This is a genomic window from Candidatus Defluviibacterium haderslevense (assembly GCA_016712225.1).
GTDB classification, from domain to species: Bacteria; Bacteroidota; Bacteroidia; order Chitinophagales; family Saprospiraceae; genus Vicinibacter; species Vicinibacter haderslevensis.
This window is the reverse complement of record JADJRL010000003.1, coordinates 3,262,583-3,282,787: the sequence shown is the minus strand read 5'-3', so window position 1 is coordinate 3,282,787 and position 20,205 is coordinate 3,262,583. Positions and strand designations below refer to the sequence as shown.

General features: G+C 35.3%; 19 protein-coding genes. 12 read left to right on the top strand and 7 right to left on the bottom strand.

Annotated features, from left to right (window positions below):
- Positions 1-13: 13 nt before the first annotated feature.
- The 4 genes from IPK88_12805 to IPK88_12790 all read left to right on the top strand — a co-directional run bounded on the left by IPK88_12805 (position 14) and on the right by IPK88_12790 (position 2,669).
- The gene (locus IPK88_12805; protein ID MBK8244300.1) at positions 14-1,129 is read left to right on the top strand and encodes a C1 family peptidase; all 1,116 of its coding nucleotides are present in this window, start codon (positions 14-16) and stop codon (positions 1,127-1,129) included.
- A 29-nt stretch (positions 1,130-1,158) separates the two neighbouring features.
- Entirely contained in the window at positions 1,159-1,557 is a 399-nt protein-coding gene (locus tag IPK88_12800) for a hypothetical protein (protein ID MBK8244299.1), read from the top strand.
- Positions 1,558-1,620: 63 nt separating this feature from the next.
- Positions 1,621-1,965, top strand: coding sequence for a protease inhibitor I42 family protein (locus tag IPK88_12795; GenBank protein ID MBK8244298.1), 345 nt, complete (start codon positions 1,621-1,623; stop codon positions 1,963-1,965).
- 119 nt (positions 1,966-2,084) lie between these two features.
- Positions 2,085-2,669, top strand: coding sequence for a transposase (locus tag IPK88_12790; protein MBK8244297.1), 585 nt, complete (start codon positions 2,085-2,087; stop codon positions 2,667-2,669).
- 318 nt (positions 2,670-2,987) lie between these two features.
- Here IPK88_12790 and dnaK read toward each other — a convergent pair whose 3' ends face one another.
- Together dnaK and IPK88_12780 are read right to left on the bottom strand one after the other, a co-directional pair.
- Positions 2,988-4,898 carry a molecular chaperone DnaK gene (dnaK, locus tag IPK88_12785; protein MBK8244296.1) on the bottom strand — a complete coding sequence of 637 codons (1,911 nt, stop codon included), beginning with the start codon at positions 4,896-4,898 and terminating at the stop codon, positions 2,988-2,990.
- Between the two features lie 132 nt (positions 4,899-5,030).
- Positions 5,031-6,014 (bottom strand): DUF4249 family protein, encoded by a 984-nt coding sequence (locus IPK88_12780; protein MBK8244295.1) that lies wholly within the window; start codon positions 6,012-6,014, stop codon positions 5,031-5,033.
- A 110-nt stretch (positions 6,015-6,124) separates the two neighbouring features.
- Between IPK88_12780 and panB the strand changes: the two genes are divergently transcribed.
- Together panB and mltG are read left to right on the top strand one after the other, a co-directional pair.
- Positions 6,125-6,940 (top strand): 3-methyl-2-oxobutanoate hydroxymethyltransferase, encoded by an 816-nt coding sequence (gene panB / locus IPK88_12775; GenBank protein ID MBK8244294.1) that lies wholly within the window; start codon positions 6,125-6,127, stop codon positions 6,938-6,940.
- On the top strand, positions 6,940-7,974 hold the full coding sequence (gene mltG / locus IPK88_12770) for an endolytic transglycosylase MltG (GenBank protein ID MBK8244293.1): 1,035 nt from the start codon (positions 6,940-6,942) through the stop codon (positions 7,972-7,974). Before panB ends, mltG begins: the two co-directional genes overlap by 1 nt.
- Before the next feature lie 60 nt (positions 7,975-8,034).
- On the opposite strand, the gene IPK88_12765 is transcribed toward mltG, so the two are convergent.
- Positions 8,035-8,583, bottom strand: coding sequence for a hypothetical protein (locus IPK88_12765; protein ID MBK8244292.1), 549 nt, complete (start codon positions 8,581-8,583; stop codon positions 8,035-8,037).
- Positions 8,584-8,686: 103 nt separating this feature from the next.
- Between IPK88_12765 and tilS the strand changes: the two genes are divergently transcribed.
- Positions 8,687-10,009, top strand: coding sequence for a tRNA lysidine(34) synthetase TilS (tilS, locus tag IPK88_12760; protein MBK8244291.1), 1,323 nt, complete (start codon positions 8,687-8,689; stop codon positions 10,007-10,009).
- 282 nt (positions 10,010-10,291) lie between these two features.
- On the opposite strand, the gene IPK88_12755 is transcribed toward tilS, so the two are convergent.
- The 3 genes from IPK88_12755 to mdh form a co-directional block, all read right to left on the bottom strand.
- Complete coding sequence (locus tag IPK88_12755) at positions 10,292-11,179, bottom strand: hypothetical protein (protein MBK8244290.1); 888 nt, start codon at positions 11,177-11,179, stop codon at positions 10,292-10,294.
- A gap of 27 nt (positions 11,180-11,206) precedes the next feature.
- On the bottom strand, positions 11,207-11,734 hold the full coding sequence (locus IPK88_12750; protein ID MBK8244289.1) for a redoxin domain-containing protein: 528 nt from the start codon (positions 11,732-11,734) through the stop codon (positions 11,207-11,209).
- A 143-nt stretch (positions 11,735-11,877) separates the two neighbouring features.
- The gene (mdh, locus tag IPK88_12745) at positions 11,878-12,813 is read right to left on the bottom strand and encodes a malate dehydrogenase (protein MBK8244288.1); all 936 of its coding nucleotides are present in this window, start codon (positions 12,811-12,813) and stop codon (positions 11,878-11,880) included.
- Positions 12,814-12,926: 113 nt separating this feature from the next.
- Here mdh and IPK88_12740 point away from each other — a divergent pair, with 113 nt between their 5' ends.
- From IPK88_12740 to xseB, 5 genes are read left to right on the top strand one after another with little or no spacing between them, the layout of a single operon-like run.
- Complete coding sequence (locus IPK88_12740) at positions 12,927-14,444, top strand: T9SS type A sorting domain-containing protein (GenBank protein ID MBK8244287.1); 1,518 nt, start codon at positions 12,927-12,929, stop codon at positions 14,442-14,444.
- A 20-nt stretch (positions 14,445-14,464) separates the two neighbouring features.
- Positions 14,465-15,934, top strand: coding sequence for a T9SS type A sorting domain-containing protein (locus tag IPK88_12735; GenBank protein ID MBK8244286.1), 1,470 nt, complete (start codon positions 14,465-14,467; stop codon positions 15,932-15,934).
- Between the two features lie 2 nt (positions 15,935-15,936).
- Entirely contained in the window at positions 15,937-17,142 is a 1,206-nt protein-coding gene (sucC, locus tag IPK88_12730) for an ADP-forming succinate--CoA ligase subunit beta (protein ID MBK8244285.1), read from the top strand.
- Entirely contained in the window at positions 17,143-18,396 is a 1,254-nt protein-coding gene (gene xseA, locus IPK88_12725; GenBank protein ID MBK8244284.1) for an exodeoxyribonuclease VII large subunit, read from the top strand.
- Complete coding sequence (xseB, locus tag IPK88_12720) at positions 18,372-18,566, top strand: exodeoxyribonuclease VII small subunit (protein MBK8244283.1); 195 nt, start codon at positions 18,372-18,374, stop codon at positions 18,564-18,566. Before xseA ends, xseB begins: the two co-directional genes overlap by 25 nt.
- Positions 18,567-18,575: 9 nt before the next feature.
- Here xseB and IPK88_12715 read toward each other — a convergent pair whose 3' ends face one another.
- Positions 18,576-20,084 (bottom strand): LptF/LptG family permease, encoded by a 1,509-nt coding sequence (locus IPK88_12715; protein MBK8244282.1) that lies wholly within the window; start codon positions 20,082-20,084, stop codon positions 18,576-18,578.
- Positions 20,085-20,205: the final 121 nt, after the last annotated feature.

The window sequence follows — 20,205 nt, the reverse complement described above, 5'->3', positions numbered from 1 at the left end:
ATTTTTTATAAAAATGGCAAAAGAGAAATTAGAACTTAGTGCAATTCAAGATGCAATTGCAAGTTCAAATGCCGGATGGGAAGCCGGCGTCACAAGCGTATCAGAATTATCTGATGCAGAGAAAAAACATCGACTTGGATATACTCCCGGACCGGACGCTCCAAGTTTAGAAGACCAGGAACAGATATGTTCTAATGCATTGACGCAATATCTGTCTGATTCTGCAATGAAGTCAGCAGATACATTTGCTGCACCTGCATCTTTAGATTGGCGAAATAATGGAGGAAATTTCGTAACTGATGTAAAAAATCAAGGAAATTGTGGTTCTTGTGTGGCATTCGGAACAATTGCTTCAATCGAAAGTCAAATCAAAATATTGCGCGGTGCGACTTATGCAATTGACCTTTCAGAAGCGCACCTTTTCTATTGTCATGCAAGGTCTGAAAGTCGCAATTGCAGAAATGGTTGGTGGCCAGATAGAGCATTAAACTTTTTTCAATCTCAAGGGGTAACGGAGGAAGCGTATTATCCATACACTGCCGGTGATCAAAATTGCTCAGGAAAACTTGCCGGTTGGGATACCCACCTAACCAAAATTACAGGCTATTCAAAAATCAACGGCATTGAAGCCATCAAAGAATTTGTCTCAACCAAAGGACCAGTAGAAGCTTGTTTTAGTGTTTATAATGATTTCTTTAGCTACAGATCAGGTATCTATAGACATACTACTGGAACGCTTGCAGGTGGTCATTGTGTATGCATCGTTGGTTATGACACCGCTGGTGGATACTGGATATGTAAAAATAGTTGGGGAACAGGTTTTGGTGAATCTGGATTTTTCAAAATCGCTTTCGGTCAATGCGGTATCGAAGGACAAGTGTATGGAGCTACCGGAATCGTAAACAACTACAACATTAATGGAGTAAAAGTTCAAGGATTATGGGCGACTAATGAAACCAGAAACGCTTGGGTTTACCTTAGTGGTGGAAACGGTTGGAAGAAAATTGGCAATTCAAACGACACTGCCTTTCTTAACATGCTTACCCAATTAGCTTCGGCAAAAACTACGAATTCAAATGTTAACGTAATAATCAAGGACAGTTTTATTCAACAAGTTTATGTGTTTTAAATCATTAATTAATTTATAAAAAAAATATCATGTCAAAATCGCCAGTAAATAATCCCCCATTAGCTCAAATTGAAGCAGGGGAAGCAAGCGTTCCATCTTTAATAGTGGAAAGTACTAACAGTTCATCAATAGTAAGCGGTAATGAAGCAGTTCCCATCTTAGATCCTCCTGCTGCAAGTGGTGCTATGGAAGACAGTTTTGGTGCAGGTGTTTGGAACAACGACAAAAGAGTTAATGCTTTGTTCTCAACAAACGATGCACGCAACTCATGGATGAACGTAGTGGGCACCGGTTGGGTAAAATTGGCCAACACCATTGACTCGGCTAATGAAGCACTAACTGTATTAGCTACAACCGCAAAAGTAAAAAATTCACCCATCAATTATCTTCTTGACGGGGGACAAGTAACTCAAATTTACGTTTGGTAAACTTGTATCATTGAAACATCTGGAAAGTTGCTTCGTTATAATATATAGCTTGGAACTTTTCAGATGTTTTCAAATTTTAATTTAAAAAAAATGATAACGATAAATAATACAGATAATGGAAAGAAAATCCTGACCAAAAAAGGCGATGTAATTAAATTGCAGCTTCCAGAAAATCCTACTACAGGATATTTTTGGAAAATAAATGCTCATGATGAAAATCACCTAAAATTAACGGAAAAAGAAAATGAAATATCGAACAAAGCTGTTGGTGCAGGCGGATTGAAAACCTTTTATTTTAAAGTTATGAACGAAGGTATAAGTGAATTGCAAATTGCACTTGGCAATCCTTGGGAAAATGATACCGTAGAAACTTTCAATGTAACGATAGAAAGTAAGAACAAAGGGTGAACTAAAAGGAAAACACAATTCACTATCTGGTCGTTAACAAAATGAGCACAAACATAAATCCCCAAACCAGCAAGCCAAGTACTACAAAAAAGGAATGTAATTAAATAGGTTTGTTTGGGATGGAAAAATTCAAAAATAAATATCGTATACCACCTTCCCGTTTACAAACCTGGGATTATGGCAGCAATGGTTCGTATTTTATTACCATCTGCACTAAAAACAGAGAACATTTTTTTGGTGAAATTGTGGATAGGGAAATGCAATTAAATGACATTGGAAAAATTGCAGAACAATATTGGTTGGAAATTTCCAATCATTTTTCGTTTATAGAATTAGGAAATTTTGTGGTAATGCCAAATCATACCCACGGAATATTGATTATTGGCAAACCGGATATGATTGATGACAACGGTAATACCGTAGAGACGTTGCAATGCAACGTCTCTAACAACGCAACCAACCCGACCAACCCCAACAAAAACCAACAAATGGCAAAAATTTCTCCAAAATCAGGGACAATTTCAACCATTGTCAGGTCATACAAATCTGTGGTATCAAAATACGCCCGACAAATCCATGCCGATTTTGCATGGCAACCCCGATTTCATGACCATATTATTCGTGATGCACGATCATTTGAAACCATTCAAAATTATATTGCCAATAACCCAAGGAATTGGCAAAAAGATAAATTTAAGGCCTAAGCAAATTGAACAAATATTAGAAAAACAAATGGTGGCCCAACTGCAAAGGTTGGGCATAGTCTGGTGCAATTAAAAGACGCAAAAGGTTTTATATTAGAATTGCAATAATGTGAATCAATTATTTTTCTAATAACTTTTATTAAATTGAAAATAAAATACAGTTTATTTGAGTAAAAGGGATTATAGACATTTGTGGCGTTAAAATATGTGAAAATGCCTGATGGCATTAGCTTTGGGTCATTTGAAAGGTACTGAATAAAAAAATGCCTCGTTCCGTATTACCAAAATCGAGGCATTCCACAATTACTTTATTTAAAACTAACTTTTCTTAACTTCTTCGAATTCTACATCAGTCACTTGGTCAGATTCTGAATTGGAATTATTTGCATTTGCATTTCCAGATGCATCAGCACCAGCACCATCGCCTTGAGTGGCATTGTACATATCTTGAGATGCTGCCATCCATGAAGTGTTTAAGGCTTCAAGGTGTTGGGTTATAGCATCTAAATCCTGTGCCTGATGTGCTGCTTTCAATGCTGTAAGCGCAGCTTCTATAGGGGCTTTCTTTTCAGCAGGGATTTTGTCACCGAATTCTTTCATTTGCTTTTCAGTTTGAAAGATCATGGCATCTGCTTCATTAAGCTTATCGACTTTTTCTCTGGCTTTTTTATCAGCATCTGCATTAGCGACTGCCTCATTTTTCATTCTTTCTATTTCTTCTTTAGAAAGTCCGGTAGAAGCTTCTATTCTGACATTCTGACGCTTTCCTGTGCCTTTATCAAGTGCTGAAACGTTCAGGATACCATTGGCATCCATATCAAAAGAAACTTCGATCTGAGGAACTCCCCTTGGCGCTGGTGGAATACCATCCAAAATAAATCTTCCTACTGTTCTATTGTCCTTGGCCATCGGTCTTTCTCCCTGAAGGATATGAATTTCTACAGATGGTTGTTGGTCTGCGGCAGTAGAATATACTTTTGACTTTTTAGTCGGGATCGTTGAATTCGCTTCTATGACAACATCATATACCCCACCCATGGTTTCGATCCCCATGGATAATGGTGTAACATCAAGTAATAGTACGTCTTTAACTTCTCCGGTTAAGACACCACCTTGAATGGCAGCACCAATGGCAACTACTTCATCAGGGTTAACACCTTTGTTTGGCTTTTTTCCAAAGAATTCTTCAACAACTTGTTGGATTTTTGGAATTCTGGTAGAACCTCCTACCATGATGATTTCATCAATATCGTTTTTAGTTAACCCAGCGTCCTTTAATGCATCTGCACAAGGCTTTAATGTGCGTTGTACTAAAGCATCTGCCAATTGTTCAAATTTAGCTCTGGTTAATTTTAATACCAAGTGTTTAGGCACACCATCTACTGAAGTTACATAAGGTAAGTTGATTTCTGTTTCCGAAGAAGAAGATAATTCAACTTTAGCTTTTTCAGCAGCTTCTTTAAGTCGTTGTAATGCCATTGGATCTTTGCGAAGATCTATATTTTCCTGAGATTTGAATTGCTCTGCCAGATGATCTATTATCACATGGTCAAAATCATCACCTCCTAAGTGGGTATCACCATTGGTCGATTTAACTTCAAATACACCTTCTCCTAATTCAAGTACCGATACGTCAAAAGTACCTCCGCCTAAATCATAGACAACGATCGTCATGTCTTGCTTCTTCTTGTCAAGGCCATACGCTAAGGCTGCAGCAGTAGGTTCGTTAATGATACGCTTTACGGTAAGACCTGCTATCTCACCGGCTTCTTTAGTAGCCTGACGTTGTGAATCATTGAAATAGGCTGGAACAGTAATAACTGCTTCAGTCACCTCATGACCCAGAAAGTCTTCAGCTGTCTTCTTCATTTTCTGAAGTATGATTGCAGAAATTTCTTGTGGAGAATACAACCGACCGTCAATGTCTACACGACAGGTATTGTTATCCCCTTTTTGAACTTTGTATGCCATTCGACTGATCTCCTTAACTGATTCATCGAATCTACCTCCCATGAAACGTTTGATCGAGGCTACCGTTTTAGTTGGATTGGTTATGGCCTGGCGTTTAGCAGGATCCCCTACTTTTCGTTCTCCGTTTTCCAGGAAAGCCACAATCGAAGGAGTCGTTCTTCTCCCTTCATCATTTGCAATTACTACCGGTTCATTACCCTCCATTACTGAAACGCAAGAATTCGTAGTTCCTAAGTCTATTCCTATTATTTTTCCCATTTCAATTAGTTTTATGCAATACTCCTATCAATGGTTGTGCCATTTGAATTTTCATGAACAAATGTCATGTATTTTGAAAAATTGCGGCGATTTTGACATATTAAAGATTATTTATATGCCAAATAGTCTAATTTACTGGAAATTTAAAGCACTGGTGGCTGGATCTGTTTTTAAATAAGATTTAGTATCACTGGAGATTCCCATCGTTCTAACTAATGTTGCAGTACTTGCAAATAACCCGAACCCTTCAGAAAGGTTAGAATATCGCGGAATTTCCTGTGAAGCAGTAATTCCGGTATTTGCATTTACAATACTATTGAATTCCAATAAATCCTGCCCCCCAGCTTTGACTTCTAAATCCACTTTCAAAATCTGTCTTTTAATATTTCCATCAACAATCAATCGATCTCGTAAAATATTATAAAATGACTGATTATTAATAAGTGCTTTTTTGGAAAAGTCACCTTTTTGTGCACTCCAGATTATCTTCTTAATTTCTGTTGCGGAAGTAACAACATTAACTTCCTGGACATAAATGTTGATTATAAAATCAAAAATTTTAGCATCATTTTTTGCGCTCCATGCAAATTGTTGTGATTCGGATGGTTTAAAAACTAGAACTTTTTGATCATCTGCCGGTGTTGAAAAACTCATATCATTTAGGACTACAATTCTTGCTGTTACTAATGGGAGTTCGGCACTTCTATTCAATTTAAATAAAATACTATCTCCACTATTTAAAACCATATCTGAAGTTCGAATTTTATAGATGTAATTAGGGCTGGTCGCGAATGGCCCATCTTCTCTCATATATCCTTCCAAATTAGCATCTACCATGGTCAGAATGTAATCTTTATTTCTGTTTTTAGTCAAATTTACTAAACTGACGACAGCATTTTTATAATAAAGTGAATCTACATTTTTTGCAATCTGACTAGCAGGAATGTTCTCATCAACGAATAGTCTTTCCACTCTAACATACTGAGCCGTATCCCGAACATTTATAAATCCATATACAACCGGAATATCCTTCCAAGGCTCTGTAAGTTGAAAATCCTCTGAGCAAGACAAACTACCCAACAAACACAGTAAAACCAAGCCTTTTATTCGTTTCATGTCGCAAAATTAATCAAATTCGGTTCAAATCAATATCTAAGACGAAAATATAAACGTTTGATTTAGTAATGTGTTTTCTCAAATCAAAGCTATTTCATACTTTTACACCCATGTCAGTACAAAAGGAAATAAAAAAAATAACCACTCGTACCCTTCAGGATATGAAGATGAATGGCGAGAAGATTGCCATGCTTACAGCCTATGACTTCACTATGGCCAAAATCCTGGATTCAGCCGGTATCGATGTATTGCTGGTAGGTGATTCAGCATCTAATGTGATGGCAGGTCATGAAACGACCCTACCCATTACTTTGGACCAAATGATCTATCATGCCCAATCTGTCGTAAGAGCGGTAGAAAAGGCATTAGTTGTCGTAGATCTGCCTTTCGGTTCGTATCAAGGCAACTCTAAGCGAGCACTGGACTCCGCCATCCGAATCATGAAGGAAAGTGGGGCTCATGCAGTCAAATTAGAAGGGGGTTCAGAAGTTAGCGATTCCATTCGTCGGATTCTGAAAGCTGGAATTCCTGTCATGGGTCATTTAGGCCTGACACCACAATCCATATACAAATTTGGGTCCTACACCGTAAGAGCCAAAGAGGAAGAAGAAGCAGAAAAACTCAAACATGATGCTCAAGTGTTGGAACAATGCGGATGTTTTAGTTTGGTATTAGAAAAAATTCCTGCTAAACTTGCTACAGAAGTCACCAAAGGCCTTAGTATCCCTACTATAGGTATCGGAGCAGGATCTGGTGTGGATGGTCAGGTACTCGTTTCACATGACATGCTTGGACTGAATAAAGAATTTCACCCACGATTCTTACGTCGCTATTTGACCCTCGCCGAAGACATAAAAAACGCTGTTATTCAATACACTGTCGATGTCAAAAAAATAGATTTCCCAAATGACAAAGAACAATATTAATGACTAAGAGGAAGTCGCGGTTCATATTTATTAGCGTATTAGTATTTACCATTATTTTATTTCTTTTTGCTTACAAAGAAGGATTTAGAAATAATGTGTCTAATAATAAACCAAACTATGATTTATACATAGAAAATGAATCCACATATCAGTCGGTTTTTGATCAATTGGTTAACCAACAAATACTCATTGATACCGTCTCCTTTAAACTTATTGCTAAACTATTAGGATATGCCGATCACAATATTAAATCCGGCCATTATCTGTTAAAACCCGGAACCAACAATTACAAACTCATTGCTAAATTGCGATCGGGAAATCAGGATCCAATCAAAGTCACCATCAATAATGTTAGAGATATCGATCGTCTATGTGGTAAATTAGACGGCTATCTGATGTTGGACTCGGTCGCTTTATTAGAACGTTTTAAAGACACTATCTTTCTTCAATCCATCGGTTATACACCAGAAAATATATTGAGCCTTTTTATTCCGAATACTTATGAAATGTATTGGAATATTTCTATCGATAAATTCATCCAAAGAATACAAACCGAACATGATAAATTCTGGACTAAGGATGACAGAAAATCTAAAGCTTTGGCTCTGGGATTAGATACTAAAGGAGTCTATAGTTTAGCTTCAATAGTAGAAAAAGAAACCATAGTAGAATCCGAACGACCGAGTATAGCCGGAGTTTATTTAAACCGTTTAAAAACCGGCATGAAACTACAAGCAGATCCTACAGTGGTTTTTGCACTAGGCTTAGCAGGCATTCAACGCGTTCTGTTAGAACATTTACAATATCCTTCGCCCTATAATACTTATCTCAATGATGGATTGCCTCCAGGCCCCATTTACATGCCATCAGTGAATAGTATTGACGCGGTATTGAATGCTGAAAAACATGACTTTATTTTCTTTTGTGCAAAACCTGGCTATCAAGGCACTCATTGTTTTGCAGCAACTTTATCTCAACACTATGAAAATGCGCGGCATTATCAAAAATGGTTGAATACTGAACGGATTAGATAATCTAAGTCAATTGACCACCTCATACAAAGCCTAATACATCAAATATAATTTTAATCTATTTTATTTCCTAACTGGAAATAATGTCCTCCTCATTAGTTTGATCTGCCATGGGTTATTATTGTATTTGGCAGTTCCAATCAACAAAAGAGCATCCGGATCAACTCTTACATCCCATTCTGAAGAAGAATCAATAACTTCAGATCTTAACTCAACAAATTTCGAATTTGAATTATAATAATACAAGCCACTATCTGTTGTTTGATCATAAAGACCTTTTTTGTAGGTTCCATTCTCCAGAAAATCTATCCATTCACCTTCATAAATATTTTTCTTTGGTGCTTGCTCTTTTAATGATAAGGCAAAATAAAAATGCCAGATACTATCTGTGAGCATCAAATAAGGTTTTTGCTTTGTTGATAAGTCCTTGAAAGGAGCATCTATCTTTGCATAAGGTTGTGATGGGGTTTTAATCTCTTGCAATTTTCGAACATCAATATTATCTTCTTGACTGGTCTGTTCAGATAGGACCTGAGGAGTCTTATTTTTATCGCTTTTGCAAGCTCCAAAACCAAGGATAAGAACAACTAAAATTCGCAATATGCCATTCATAATAATAACTTTATTTGATAGAGAATCAGCAAATATCTTATTTTTGATCCACATGAAGGTAAAGGCCTATTAAAACTTACAATTCATTAACGTTTATTGATAAATGAACCCGATCATCAGTAGTCTTATTAAAAATCAACCTTGGCTAGGTGCTCAAAAAATACTGGTAGCAGTAAGTGGAGGGATTGACTCTATGGTTCTTTGTCATGCATTGCTGAAGGTAGGATTTCAATTCGGAGTAGCACATTGCAATTATCAGTTGAGAGGTGAAGCATCAGAACTTGATGCCCTATTCGTTTATGATTGGGCCAATTCTAATCATCTTCAATGTCATACATTGGTTTGTCCGATTGATCCCAATGATGCGGGAAATATTCAAGAAAAGGCACGCCAATTAAGATATGATTTTTTTCATCGTTTAATGACTGAATATGGATATCAGATCGTCTTGACGGGGCATCACAATGGCGATCGGATAGAAACTTTTTTCATGCATTTAGGAAGAGGCGCAGGTCTCAAAGGATTGGTCAATATGTTGGATTTCACCTATCCCATATTTAGACCTTTATTACAAATGAGTCAGGAGGACATCAACGAATATGCAACCCAAAACAATATTGAATTCAGAAAAGATAGCAGCAATGAACAAGCGAAATATTTAAGAAATTTCATTAGGCTTGAATGGTTACCTAAAATCAAGGAGCGCATTCCTCATTACGAATTATCTATTCAACGAAGCATACAACATCTTGAATCTGCACAACACTTAATAGATTTCTATCAATCCAATTGGAAAAAAAACAATGTAGTAGAAATTGAAAATGGTATTCAGATTAAAATCCTAAACAGTCCTGAAGATTATTACTTATTTGAATACCTCTCCGAACTTGGATTCCACATTAATACAATTGCCGAAATAAAAAAACACCTGCATGACAGTGGGAAACAATTCACTTCGCAGCACCACAAAAAATTGATCATTGATCGACAGGTTATTTATATCTTTCATAATAAATCAGAACTTGAATCCGAATCAAGTTATGTGATTCACGAAAATGATCAAAGCATTACACATCCACTCGGTCAACTTAATATTCACAAAATAAAGCACGATGTCTTAAATCCGGTTTATATCAATGCACCTACTGACCGTATTTATGTTGATGCTGCTTCAATCCAATTTCCTATAACGCTTAGAAACTGGCAATCAGGAGATTTCATTAGACCCTTCGGCATGAAAGGCCAGTCAAAAAAACTTCAAGATGTGTTTACTAATTTAAAAATTCCGATTCATCAAAAACACCAAATACTTGTGATCGCATCAGGTCAAGAAGTTTTGTGGATTGTAAATAGGATGATGAGTCATGCACTTCAAGTTACGGATCAAACTGATGAAATACTTGTGTTTACTTGGACCAACATTTAATGTTTATTGACTTTTTGAGAAGAAAATATTCAGTTATTGTAACAATGGTAGTAAAAAAAATAAAGGTTAGTTTTTGTCATCTTTTTTACAAAAATCAGGCAAAAATGTACCGTTGCTTCGAACGAGACAAGTCGCCAAAAACAATATGAATTTATCTTATTCGACGGATTACATCCGTCGCAGCAACATTGATCGCCTCCAAAGTACTTGGTCTTAAATAATTACAACAATGTTTCATAATCATTTATTTAAAATGTAATAGATTGAAATATTTTATCCCATTTATTTCTTCACAGGTTTTCCGAAGATATTTTTACTTTTATTGTCCAAAATAGGATGCTCGCGAGGTGGCGTTTTTACTTCCGTATTTTTTAATTTTTCTACATAATTCCAGACGCCGTTTTTGTAGTCATAGGCTTCATAAGTGCCGTCCGGAATAAATCGTATTAAATTAGCCGCATTGGGATCTTCATAACTTGTAATGTGATCGTAAACGATCTGATTTTCTGCTTCATTAAAAGTTACAGAACAATTCGCTTCCTGTGAATATCTGATTACAATTCTGGATTTGGCTTCCTTTTTCTTATCTTCATCCACAGCAATAAATTCTGCTTTGCCAAAAATTGGTCTTCCGTTTACTAATGATAAAGGTTCTACTATTTTGAATTTTTCATTATTGCCATTTTGAGCAAAACCAATTAATATGTAGTGATCATCTGATCCAAATGTTTTAGGGATCAAATAAAAATAAACTGCACCATACCAAGTATCAGCATTGAATGTTTCAAATCTAATTCTTTCATAATCCCGTTCTTCTCTGGTTAATTTGACCAATGCTCCAGATTTCAACACCATGACTCCATCATAAATCCAATTACCCTCCTGACCTTCATATTGCCAGGTATAAAGCTGGAATGATTGATCAATGGGCATTAATTTTACTATATTAGGATTTAGGATAGGATTGGAATGAATAAGCTGTGACCTACATAGAAAGTCTTTAACATGCTGTGCTCCTAATTGCCGGTATTCATATTTTTTGGAATTAAACATAACATCAGACCAAAAATCTAAACTGTCTGTAGGTAACCATGATTCTGATTGACAAAACACATAGGATGGAATGAATAATCCAATAAAACTAAGGTGAAACAAAAGCCTTTTTAACATGTTTTTTAAACGAATGAGACTTGATCCTTATTGTGGTTGTTTTAAATTCATCATGCTGAGATAGTCGGGCTTATCGGATGCATACTTGTGTTTGAATTCACTCAATATTTTTCCTTTTGAAATGAAAAACACTCCGGGCATTTGGAAGCCATCTCCAAGTTGATGCCCCCATCCATGTCCCTTGATCAAACTTGCCTCAATCCCACGTACCCATGATCGAAATCCAAACAATTGATTAAAAGTTCCCTTTATCAATCCAAAATGCTTATAATAAGTACAATCAAGGTCAGAAATTCTTAGTAAATGTTCAATTTTGTAACGCCTAAAATAATTCACAGCAATTTCTTCAGAAGACATATGAACCAATATGATGGCTGTACTTTCATGATCCAAATCTTTATCCAAAATGGAAATTTCCTGCATGGCTTCTCTACAAAAAGAACAACCAAAGTGACGTAAAAAAACCAACAATACATTCTTTTGATTGGATATTTCCATTAAGGAATACCCCTCATTGGTTTTCATATCCTTTAACACCTCAAGAACTCTTAACATGCTAAATTAACAAGAATGGACTCTTATAGTTTAAAGCGAGAAATGTACATTAATACAATTAATATCTAAGAACACGAAACCATTAGGTGATTACAAGATTATGTTTTAGAAATTAAAAACCTTATAAGTTCTTAAAAGCTATATTATTGTTTTGGCAAAGCGTCGTACACATGCATGGTACTCAATACCTCATCAGCAGATTGTTTTAGCAATTGCGTCTCCTGATCATTTAATTTCAATTCGTATATATTCTCTATTCCATTGCGGCCCAACTTAACAGGAACTCCAACAAAAACATCTTTTAATCCATATTCGCCATTTAATTTAACACAACATGGAAAAATTCGTTTTTCATCCTTTAGTATGGCTTCAACCATTTGAGCTGCAGCAGCTCCCGGAGCATACCAAGCAGAAGTCCCCATAAGTTTAACCAACTCTCCCCCACCATATTTGGTTCTTTCGATAATTTGGTTCAATGTTTCGGCATCCATGAGCTCCGTAACCGGAATTCCAGACACAGTTGTGAATCTTGGCAATGGCACCATGGAATCACCATGTCCACCCATCAAAATAGCTTGAATATCTTTAGGCGAAACATCCAAAGCCTCTGCTAAAAAAGCCCGATATCGTGCAGTATCCAAGACACCAGCCATCCCGATCACACGTGAAGCATTCAATCCACTCACTTTATAAGTGGCATAAGTCATTACATCTAAAGGATTAGAAACCACAATAATGATTGGGTTTTCTGAATATTTCATAATCGAAGCGGTAACTGAATTAACAATACCTGCGTTCGTACTAATAAGATCGTCTCGAGTCATTCCGGGTTTTCTAGGGAGTCCGGCAGTAATAACTACAACATCAGAATTTGCTGTGAACTTGTAATCATCAGTACCCATTAACCGGGTGGAATAATGATCTACAGGTGCTTGTTGCCAGGTATCTAAAGCCTTTCCTTGGGACATTTCGGCTTTGATATCTACAAGAACTATTTCTTTAATAAAATCTTTATGTGCCAATACATTAGCGACAGTAGCACCCACATTTCCGGCACCTATAACAGTAACTTTATTCATTTTCAGACGTTGTATTTAGTGAGGGGATCAATTATTTCGCAAAACTAATCATTTGAAATGAAATTAATATCCTAATTTTGGACCAATTTTTAAACAAATTAAAAAAATCAATCATGAGTAAAGGTGGCTTTTCACTATTAATGTTGTTCTTTATCAGTCATTTAGCCTATTCTCAAACATTTAAAGGTTTCTGTGGCACTTCAATGGAAGATCAAGCTGAGATTAAGGCCAGAATGTTAGAAAACAGAGCAAACTTAGGGCATATCTTTGCTTCAAGATCCGGAGCCCCTACCTATGTGCCTATTACCTACCATTTAGTAGCTAAAGATGATGGAACAGGACGTCTTAAGGTTACCAAGGTATTCGAGAATTTATGCAAAATAAATGAAGTTTATAAAGATCAGAATATCATTTTCTTTCTTAAAAACATCAATTTCATAAACAATACTTTTCTATATGATGATCCTTCAAGTGCTTTTGGGGAATCATACGCGAAGCAATTCAACAGCAAAAATAGAAATGCTATAAATCTGTTTTGTGCAAAAATTGCAAATGGTGGAAATACTGATGTTTTAGCTTTTTATACACCAGGTGGCGATTATTTAGTTACTGGAATTGAACGTGGTCAATTAAATGATGGTTATGTTCTGGGTCATGAAATCGGACATTTTTTTAGTTTAAATCATACTTTTTATGGCTGGGAAGGAACCACATATAATTGTAATGTACCTACACCAAAGAGCATTTTTTACAACAATCAAAATATTCTTGTAGAATATGTAGATAGAGCTAAATTGCTTAATGGAAATCAAATATGCAAGTTGGCTGCTGATGGATTTTGTGATACTCCAGCAGATTATAATTTGGGATTCGGATTCAATGGATGCAATTATAATTTATGCGCAAAAGATCCGGATGATGTACCGCTTGATCCTGATGAGAAAAATATCATGAGTTATTTTTTAAATTGTCATCAATACTTTTCACAGGAACAAAAAAATGCTATTGCACAAGATCTTTTGTCATCTAAACGTGGTTTTCTTAGAATACCTGTGTATAATCCATTACCTGATGTAGCATCTAATCCAATTATTGTAGAACCTACGAATGGTACTTTTACGAATTATTATGATAAAGTTTTGATGAAATGGCAAGCAGTTCCTAATGCTACACATTATGTAATTGAATATGGTGAAACCGTCATTTCAGTTAATCCTAAATATTTAATTACTACTCGAACTGATACAACCCTTACATTTTCACCAAATAAAAAATATGCATGGAGGGTGTTTGCATATAATTCCAATAGTTTTTGCAATGCATTAGCTACGCCTATGACTTTTACCTCCGGGAAATTCAATGTAGCTACCAATGACTTGAATCCCGATGTTATTTCAGCACATGTTTATGCAACTGGAATAAATCAATTCAATCTATTGGTTACAGCTAATCATAATAGCGAGGGTGGATTTAAAGTTTTTAATGCAGAAGGAAAATTGATTTCAAATCAAGTACTGAACATTAATGCTGGAGAGAATAATTTAACAAATACAGTCCCTAACCAAGGGGTATATTTTTACCAACTCATACTTGGAGGATATACCAAATCGGGCAAAATCATAATAGACTAAAGCTTAAGTTAATCATCTAAATGAAATCAATAAAATTAATCTTATTAGGATTATGTCCTGTTGTATTGTCCGCTCAAAATCCTGAGTCTTTTTGTGGAACAAGTTTTGGAAGTCAATCCACATTGATTCAATCCAGAAAAATACCAGTGGATCAACATAAAGAGTTTTCTCAATTACCCACTTATGTTCCACTTCAGGTTCATATTGTTCAAGACGATAATGGATCTGCAGGATATAGTTATCTTAATCTCATGGAATCCATCTGTACGCTAAATGAAGATTTTGAACCCTCAGGATTACAATTTTATTTAGAAAATCCGGTCAATTATATCAATAAAACAGCCTGGAATACCCACCTCACCTATAACCCGGGTGAAGAAATGATGATCCAAAGCAATGTACCCAATATGGTCAATTGTTATATAGTTTCAAACCCAGCGGGAAATTGTGGTTATTTTACTTATCGTGGCGATGGAGTTGCTTTAAGCAAGGGTTGTCTAGGCAAAAAGTCTCATACATGGGCTCATGAATTAGGGCACTATTTTTCTCTTGGACATACGTTCTTTGGATGGGAAGGTATCGTATATAATAGTAGTAAACCTACTGAGGAATATCAATCCCAGGTTAGGACTGAAATTGAAAATGTTGTGCGCGATCAATGTCATAATCAAGCCGATCATTTCTGTGACACCTATCCAGATTATATCAGTAACCGATGGTCATGTGATGGTAATAAAAAAAGCACTCTGGTTCAAATTGATAAAAATGGCGTTTCTTTTACTTCTGATGGAACCTTGTTTATGTCATATGCCTCTGACGCATGCATGAATAGATTCTCAACTGAACAAATGGCAGACATGAATAATTTCTATTCATTTAATAGAAGTTATCTGAAAAGAAATCAAATAGAGTTCAAAGCCATTTCTAATATTGATTATTCCTCGTTCAAACCATTGGATTCAAGCACTATTTATTACAAAAACCCAACATTCACTTGGGATCCTGTCCCTGGAGCTGATGGATATATATTTCAATTATCCAGAAATGATATTTTCACAGCAGTATTAAAAACGGTGTATCTAAAAACGCCTTTCTATCAAACTGATTCTTTAGTGCTTGGCAAAAATCATTACTGGAGAATTAAACCTTTAAATGCCTTTAATTTCTGTACACCATTTTCGAAATACCATACTGTAGTTGGATCATTACTGAGTTCGAATCAACAAGCAGAAATTAATACCACCATTAAACTTTACCCTAGCCCGGTACAAAGTGGACAAAAACTTTATCTTGAAAACAAAAATACGGATCGTATTCTTTCAATTGCCATTCAAGATCTTACTGGAAAAACCATAATGTTGTTTAATCCTATCAATACACAAGATCACATAAGTATTGATGTTCCCCAATTAAAAGCAGGACTTTATTATTTGATTATGAAATCAAATACTGGAAATCAATCTACAAAATTTATAGTTACCAATCCATAATAATGAATCTACACGAATATCAAGGAAAAGAAGTACTTAAGCAATTTGGAATTCCTATTCAAAAAGGAATATTAGCCAACACAGTTGAAGAAGCAGTAGCTGCATTTGATGTCTTACAAAAAGAAACCAACACAGAATTTGTTGTCGTTAAAGCACAAATACATGCAGGAGGCCGTGGAAAAGGCGGTGGTGTCAAACTAGCTAAAAATAAAGAAGACGTTAGGACTTACGCATCTGCAATTCTAGGCATGATGTTGAAAACACCGCAGACTCCGGGAGGCATGAATGGAGAAGGAAAACTGGTGCGCAAGGTACTTATTGCAGAGGATTCATATGCTCCGGATTTCAATGCATGCAAAGAATATTATTTCTCCATATTAACAGATCGGGCTTCACAAAAGAATGTCATTATATATTCTACCCAAGGTGGTATGGATATTGAAAAAGTCGCAGAAGAAACACCACATCTCGTTCATAAAGAGTATGTTGATCCGGCACTTGGATTTCAAGATTTCCAGGGAAGAAAAATTGCTTTTGCTTTAAATCTTTCCGGCAAGGCATTCAAAGAAATGTGTTTGTTTATTAAAAATTTATATAAAGCATTTCAACAATCAGATGCGACCTTAATAGAAATTAATCCTTGTCTTCATACTGCCGATGATCGAATTATTGCTGTGGATTGTAAATTTGCAATAGATGAAAATGCAGCATTCAGGCATTCTGACCTTGAAGCCATGGTCGATGAGTTAGAAGAAGATCCAACGGACCTTGAAGCGAAAAAATATAATTTAAATTTTGTAAATTTAGATGGTAATGTGGGCTGCATGGTCAATGGAGCAGGTTTGGCGATGGCAACGATGGATATCATTAAATTGTCAGGTGGAAACCCTGCTAATTTCCTAGATGTAGGAGGAACAGCAGATGCCACACGTGTGGAACAAGCTTTCAGAATTATCCTTAAAGATCCAAATGTAAAAGCAATATTGGTAAATATTTTTGGAGGCATTGTACGTTGTGATCGAGTGGCGCAAGGGATTGTTGATGCTTATCATAATTTAGGTAATATTAATGTCCCTATAATTGTTCGTTTACAAGGAACAAATGCTGAATTGGCAAAAAAAATTATTGATGAATCAGGACTAAAAGTTCACTCCGCCATTTTACTTCAGGAAGCAGCTGATTTGGTTAAAGAAATTCTTAAATCATAATTGGAAACCATATCACTTAGTCGGTTAAATGAATTTGTAAGACGTGTTATTGCTTTAAACTTTGATGATCCTGTTTGGATAGTCGCAGAACTATTACAAATCAAAGAAAGCAAAGGACATTATTATATTGAACTCGCAGAAAAATCAGATCAAGGCGACATTATTGCCCAGTCTTCCGCTGTCATTTGGAAACCCAATTACGGGCTTATAAAAAAATCATTAAGTGCCGATATATTCACTATTTTAAAGGAAGGAAATCAAATCAAAGTCCAAGTTCTCGTGGATTATCACCCTCGTTTTGGATTAAAACTCAATATTCAAAAAGTAGATGAAAGTTATACCTTAGGTAAAATATTACAACAAAAAATACAAACCATAGATCGACTAAAAAAAGAAAATCTTTGGCAAATCAACAGAACATTAGAATTACCGATCATCATTCAAAATCTAGCTGTAATTACAAGTATGACTGCAGCTGGAAAAATAGATTTCGAAAATCAACTGATGTCTAATCCTTTTGGGTATCAATTTAGGTTAAGCTATTATCCGGCAGCGATGCAAGGCCTTCAAACTGAAACTGAAGTTAGTCAAGCCATCATTAACATTAATGAACAAGAAGTCACTCCATTTGATGGCATAGTCATTGTGAGAGGTGGTGGTTCCAAATTGGATCTAATGGATTTTGACACTTATCAGATATCAAAACAAATTGGACTTTCTGCATTGCCGGTTTTAATAGGTGTTGGGCACCATATTGATGAGTCTGTAGCAGATATGAATGCCTTCGCCTCATTGAAAACCCCAACCGCAGTAGCTGAATATATAATTAATCACAATCGACTCGCTGAAGAAAATGTTATTAAAACCATGGAAAGTATTCGGTTCTATGGTTCTCAAATCATTTCTACCTATGCGATCGAATTGCGCCACATCAAAGAATCGTTAAACACAAGTTTTATCAATATTAAATATACTGAACAACAAAAAATAATACGTTATAAAAATAAACTCTATAATCTAGTTCAACAATTTATTCAAAATAAATTCACCACTTTGTTGCAATTGGATCATAAAATTAAGATTAACGATCCATCTATATTTTATCAAAAGGGATATTCACTTTTATTTCAACATGAAAAACCGATTACATCTATTCATGAATTAGATTTATCTGATCCTATGATTACTAAGTTAAAAGACGGATCTGTCCTCAGTCAACCAATAAAAATATGGCAAAATCAAAAATCAAACTAAATTATCAAGAAGCCTTTGACATGTTAAATGCCATAGCGGAACGACTTGAAAAAGGTGAAATTGCTATTGAAGAAATATCATCTGAAATTATTAAAGCGAAGGAGTTAATGTTATATTGTGAAACGATACTTAGAGATATTGAAAAAGAAATATCACTGGATAATAAATAGTTATCTTCTTTAATTTCGTTTTCTTTGAAATAATTTACTCAATAACATATAAACATCGGTAAAAATATTTCGATCTCTTTGAGCAGACCAGGTCAACATTAGACAAGGTGGAATCATAACAATACAAGGTATCCAGGCAGCTATATTAGGATCTATACTTAAGCTTTCAGATAAACGTTTACAAAAAGTATTCAACAAAATATAACAGACGAATACAAATATACATAAAATGAGAGGATATCCATATCCACCCTTTCGCACTATCGCACCCAGCGGTGCACCTATGAAAATAAAAATAAAACAAATCAAACCAAAAGAATACTTAATGTATAATTCATAAGAAAATTTTGCCTTTTTCTTAAGTAATGATTTTTGATTCTCCGTGAATCCACCTTTTCGGTCGATCTGATTTTTCAATGTATTTTTAGCCTTAACCGCGATGGTGGATATTTGATTAGAATCTAGATGTTCGAAATTTTGAATCAAAGAATCCAATTGGTCTCTTTTTGTAAAACTCTCTTCCAGACTATTTCTAAATTTTTCAAAATTCAAATTTCTCTTTTGTGCACTAGTTACTGCTTTATCATCAACAGAAACCGGAGTAAGTTGTTCTACTTTTCTCCATGTACTCACATGGTCAAAAACAGGACTAACTGTTTTGGAAATTTCTCTATCAATCGTATCAATCTCAACACGCAATTGCTTGGAATTCTGCATCCGTTGATTATTCTTGAATAAATCCTCATCTGTACGTTCCAAATTAAATTCTTCAAGGCCAAAGACTTTGGTCAAATGATCGAAACGGGTCCGAATGAATGGAAAGGAAGTCCTGTTATTGGATGGTCTATCAGGTGTTTGGTAAATTTCACCATCATAAAGTTCCATGACTAAAAATTTATTTCCAGTAGTAACGTACATGATTCCTGTCTTGGCTACAATTGTCGCTTTAGAGCCATTACCAGCAGAACTATTGTGATCATCAATTAAAATATTGGTAATTGACTTACCATCACTACCCTTCTTCTCAATCCTAATGACGTATCCATAAAAATCATCGTTAAATACACCTTCCTCTAAGCTTAAAGTAGGTTTCTGTCTTTTAAGATCGTGAAGTCTACTTAAAAATTTTAGATTGGATTTAGGAATAACGAAATCAGAACAAACCCATGAACTCAAAGCAATCAACCCTGCAAAAAGCATTAATGGAATCATAATACGTATCAATGAAATTCCTGACGATTTCATACTGGATAATTCATGGCGTTCTCCCAAATTTCCAAATAAAAAAACACCGGCCAATAACACACCTATTGGAAGTGCCATTGGTATTAATGATACAGACAGATAACCCAGAAATTCAAAAATTACTAAAATACCAGCCCCCTTTCCTATGATATCGTCGATATAGAGCCATAAGGTCTGCATGACCAACACAAATAAAGCAATAAAAAAAGAAGCCAAGAAAGGTCCGACATAACCTTTAATTAACATTCTATCCAATTGCTTAATCCGAATCATAATGGTTGCAAAATTAGTTTTTTTTAAGTTAAAATAATGCTATAAATAAGTCTTTAATGACAATTGATAGATAAGAATAGATCCATAGTTGATGGATAGTAAAAAAAAATTCAAAAAAAAT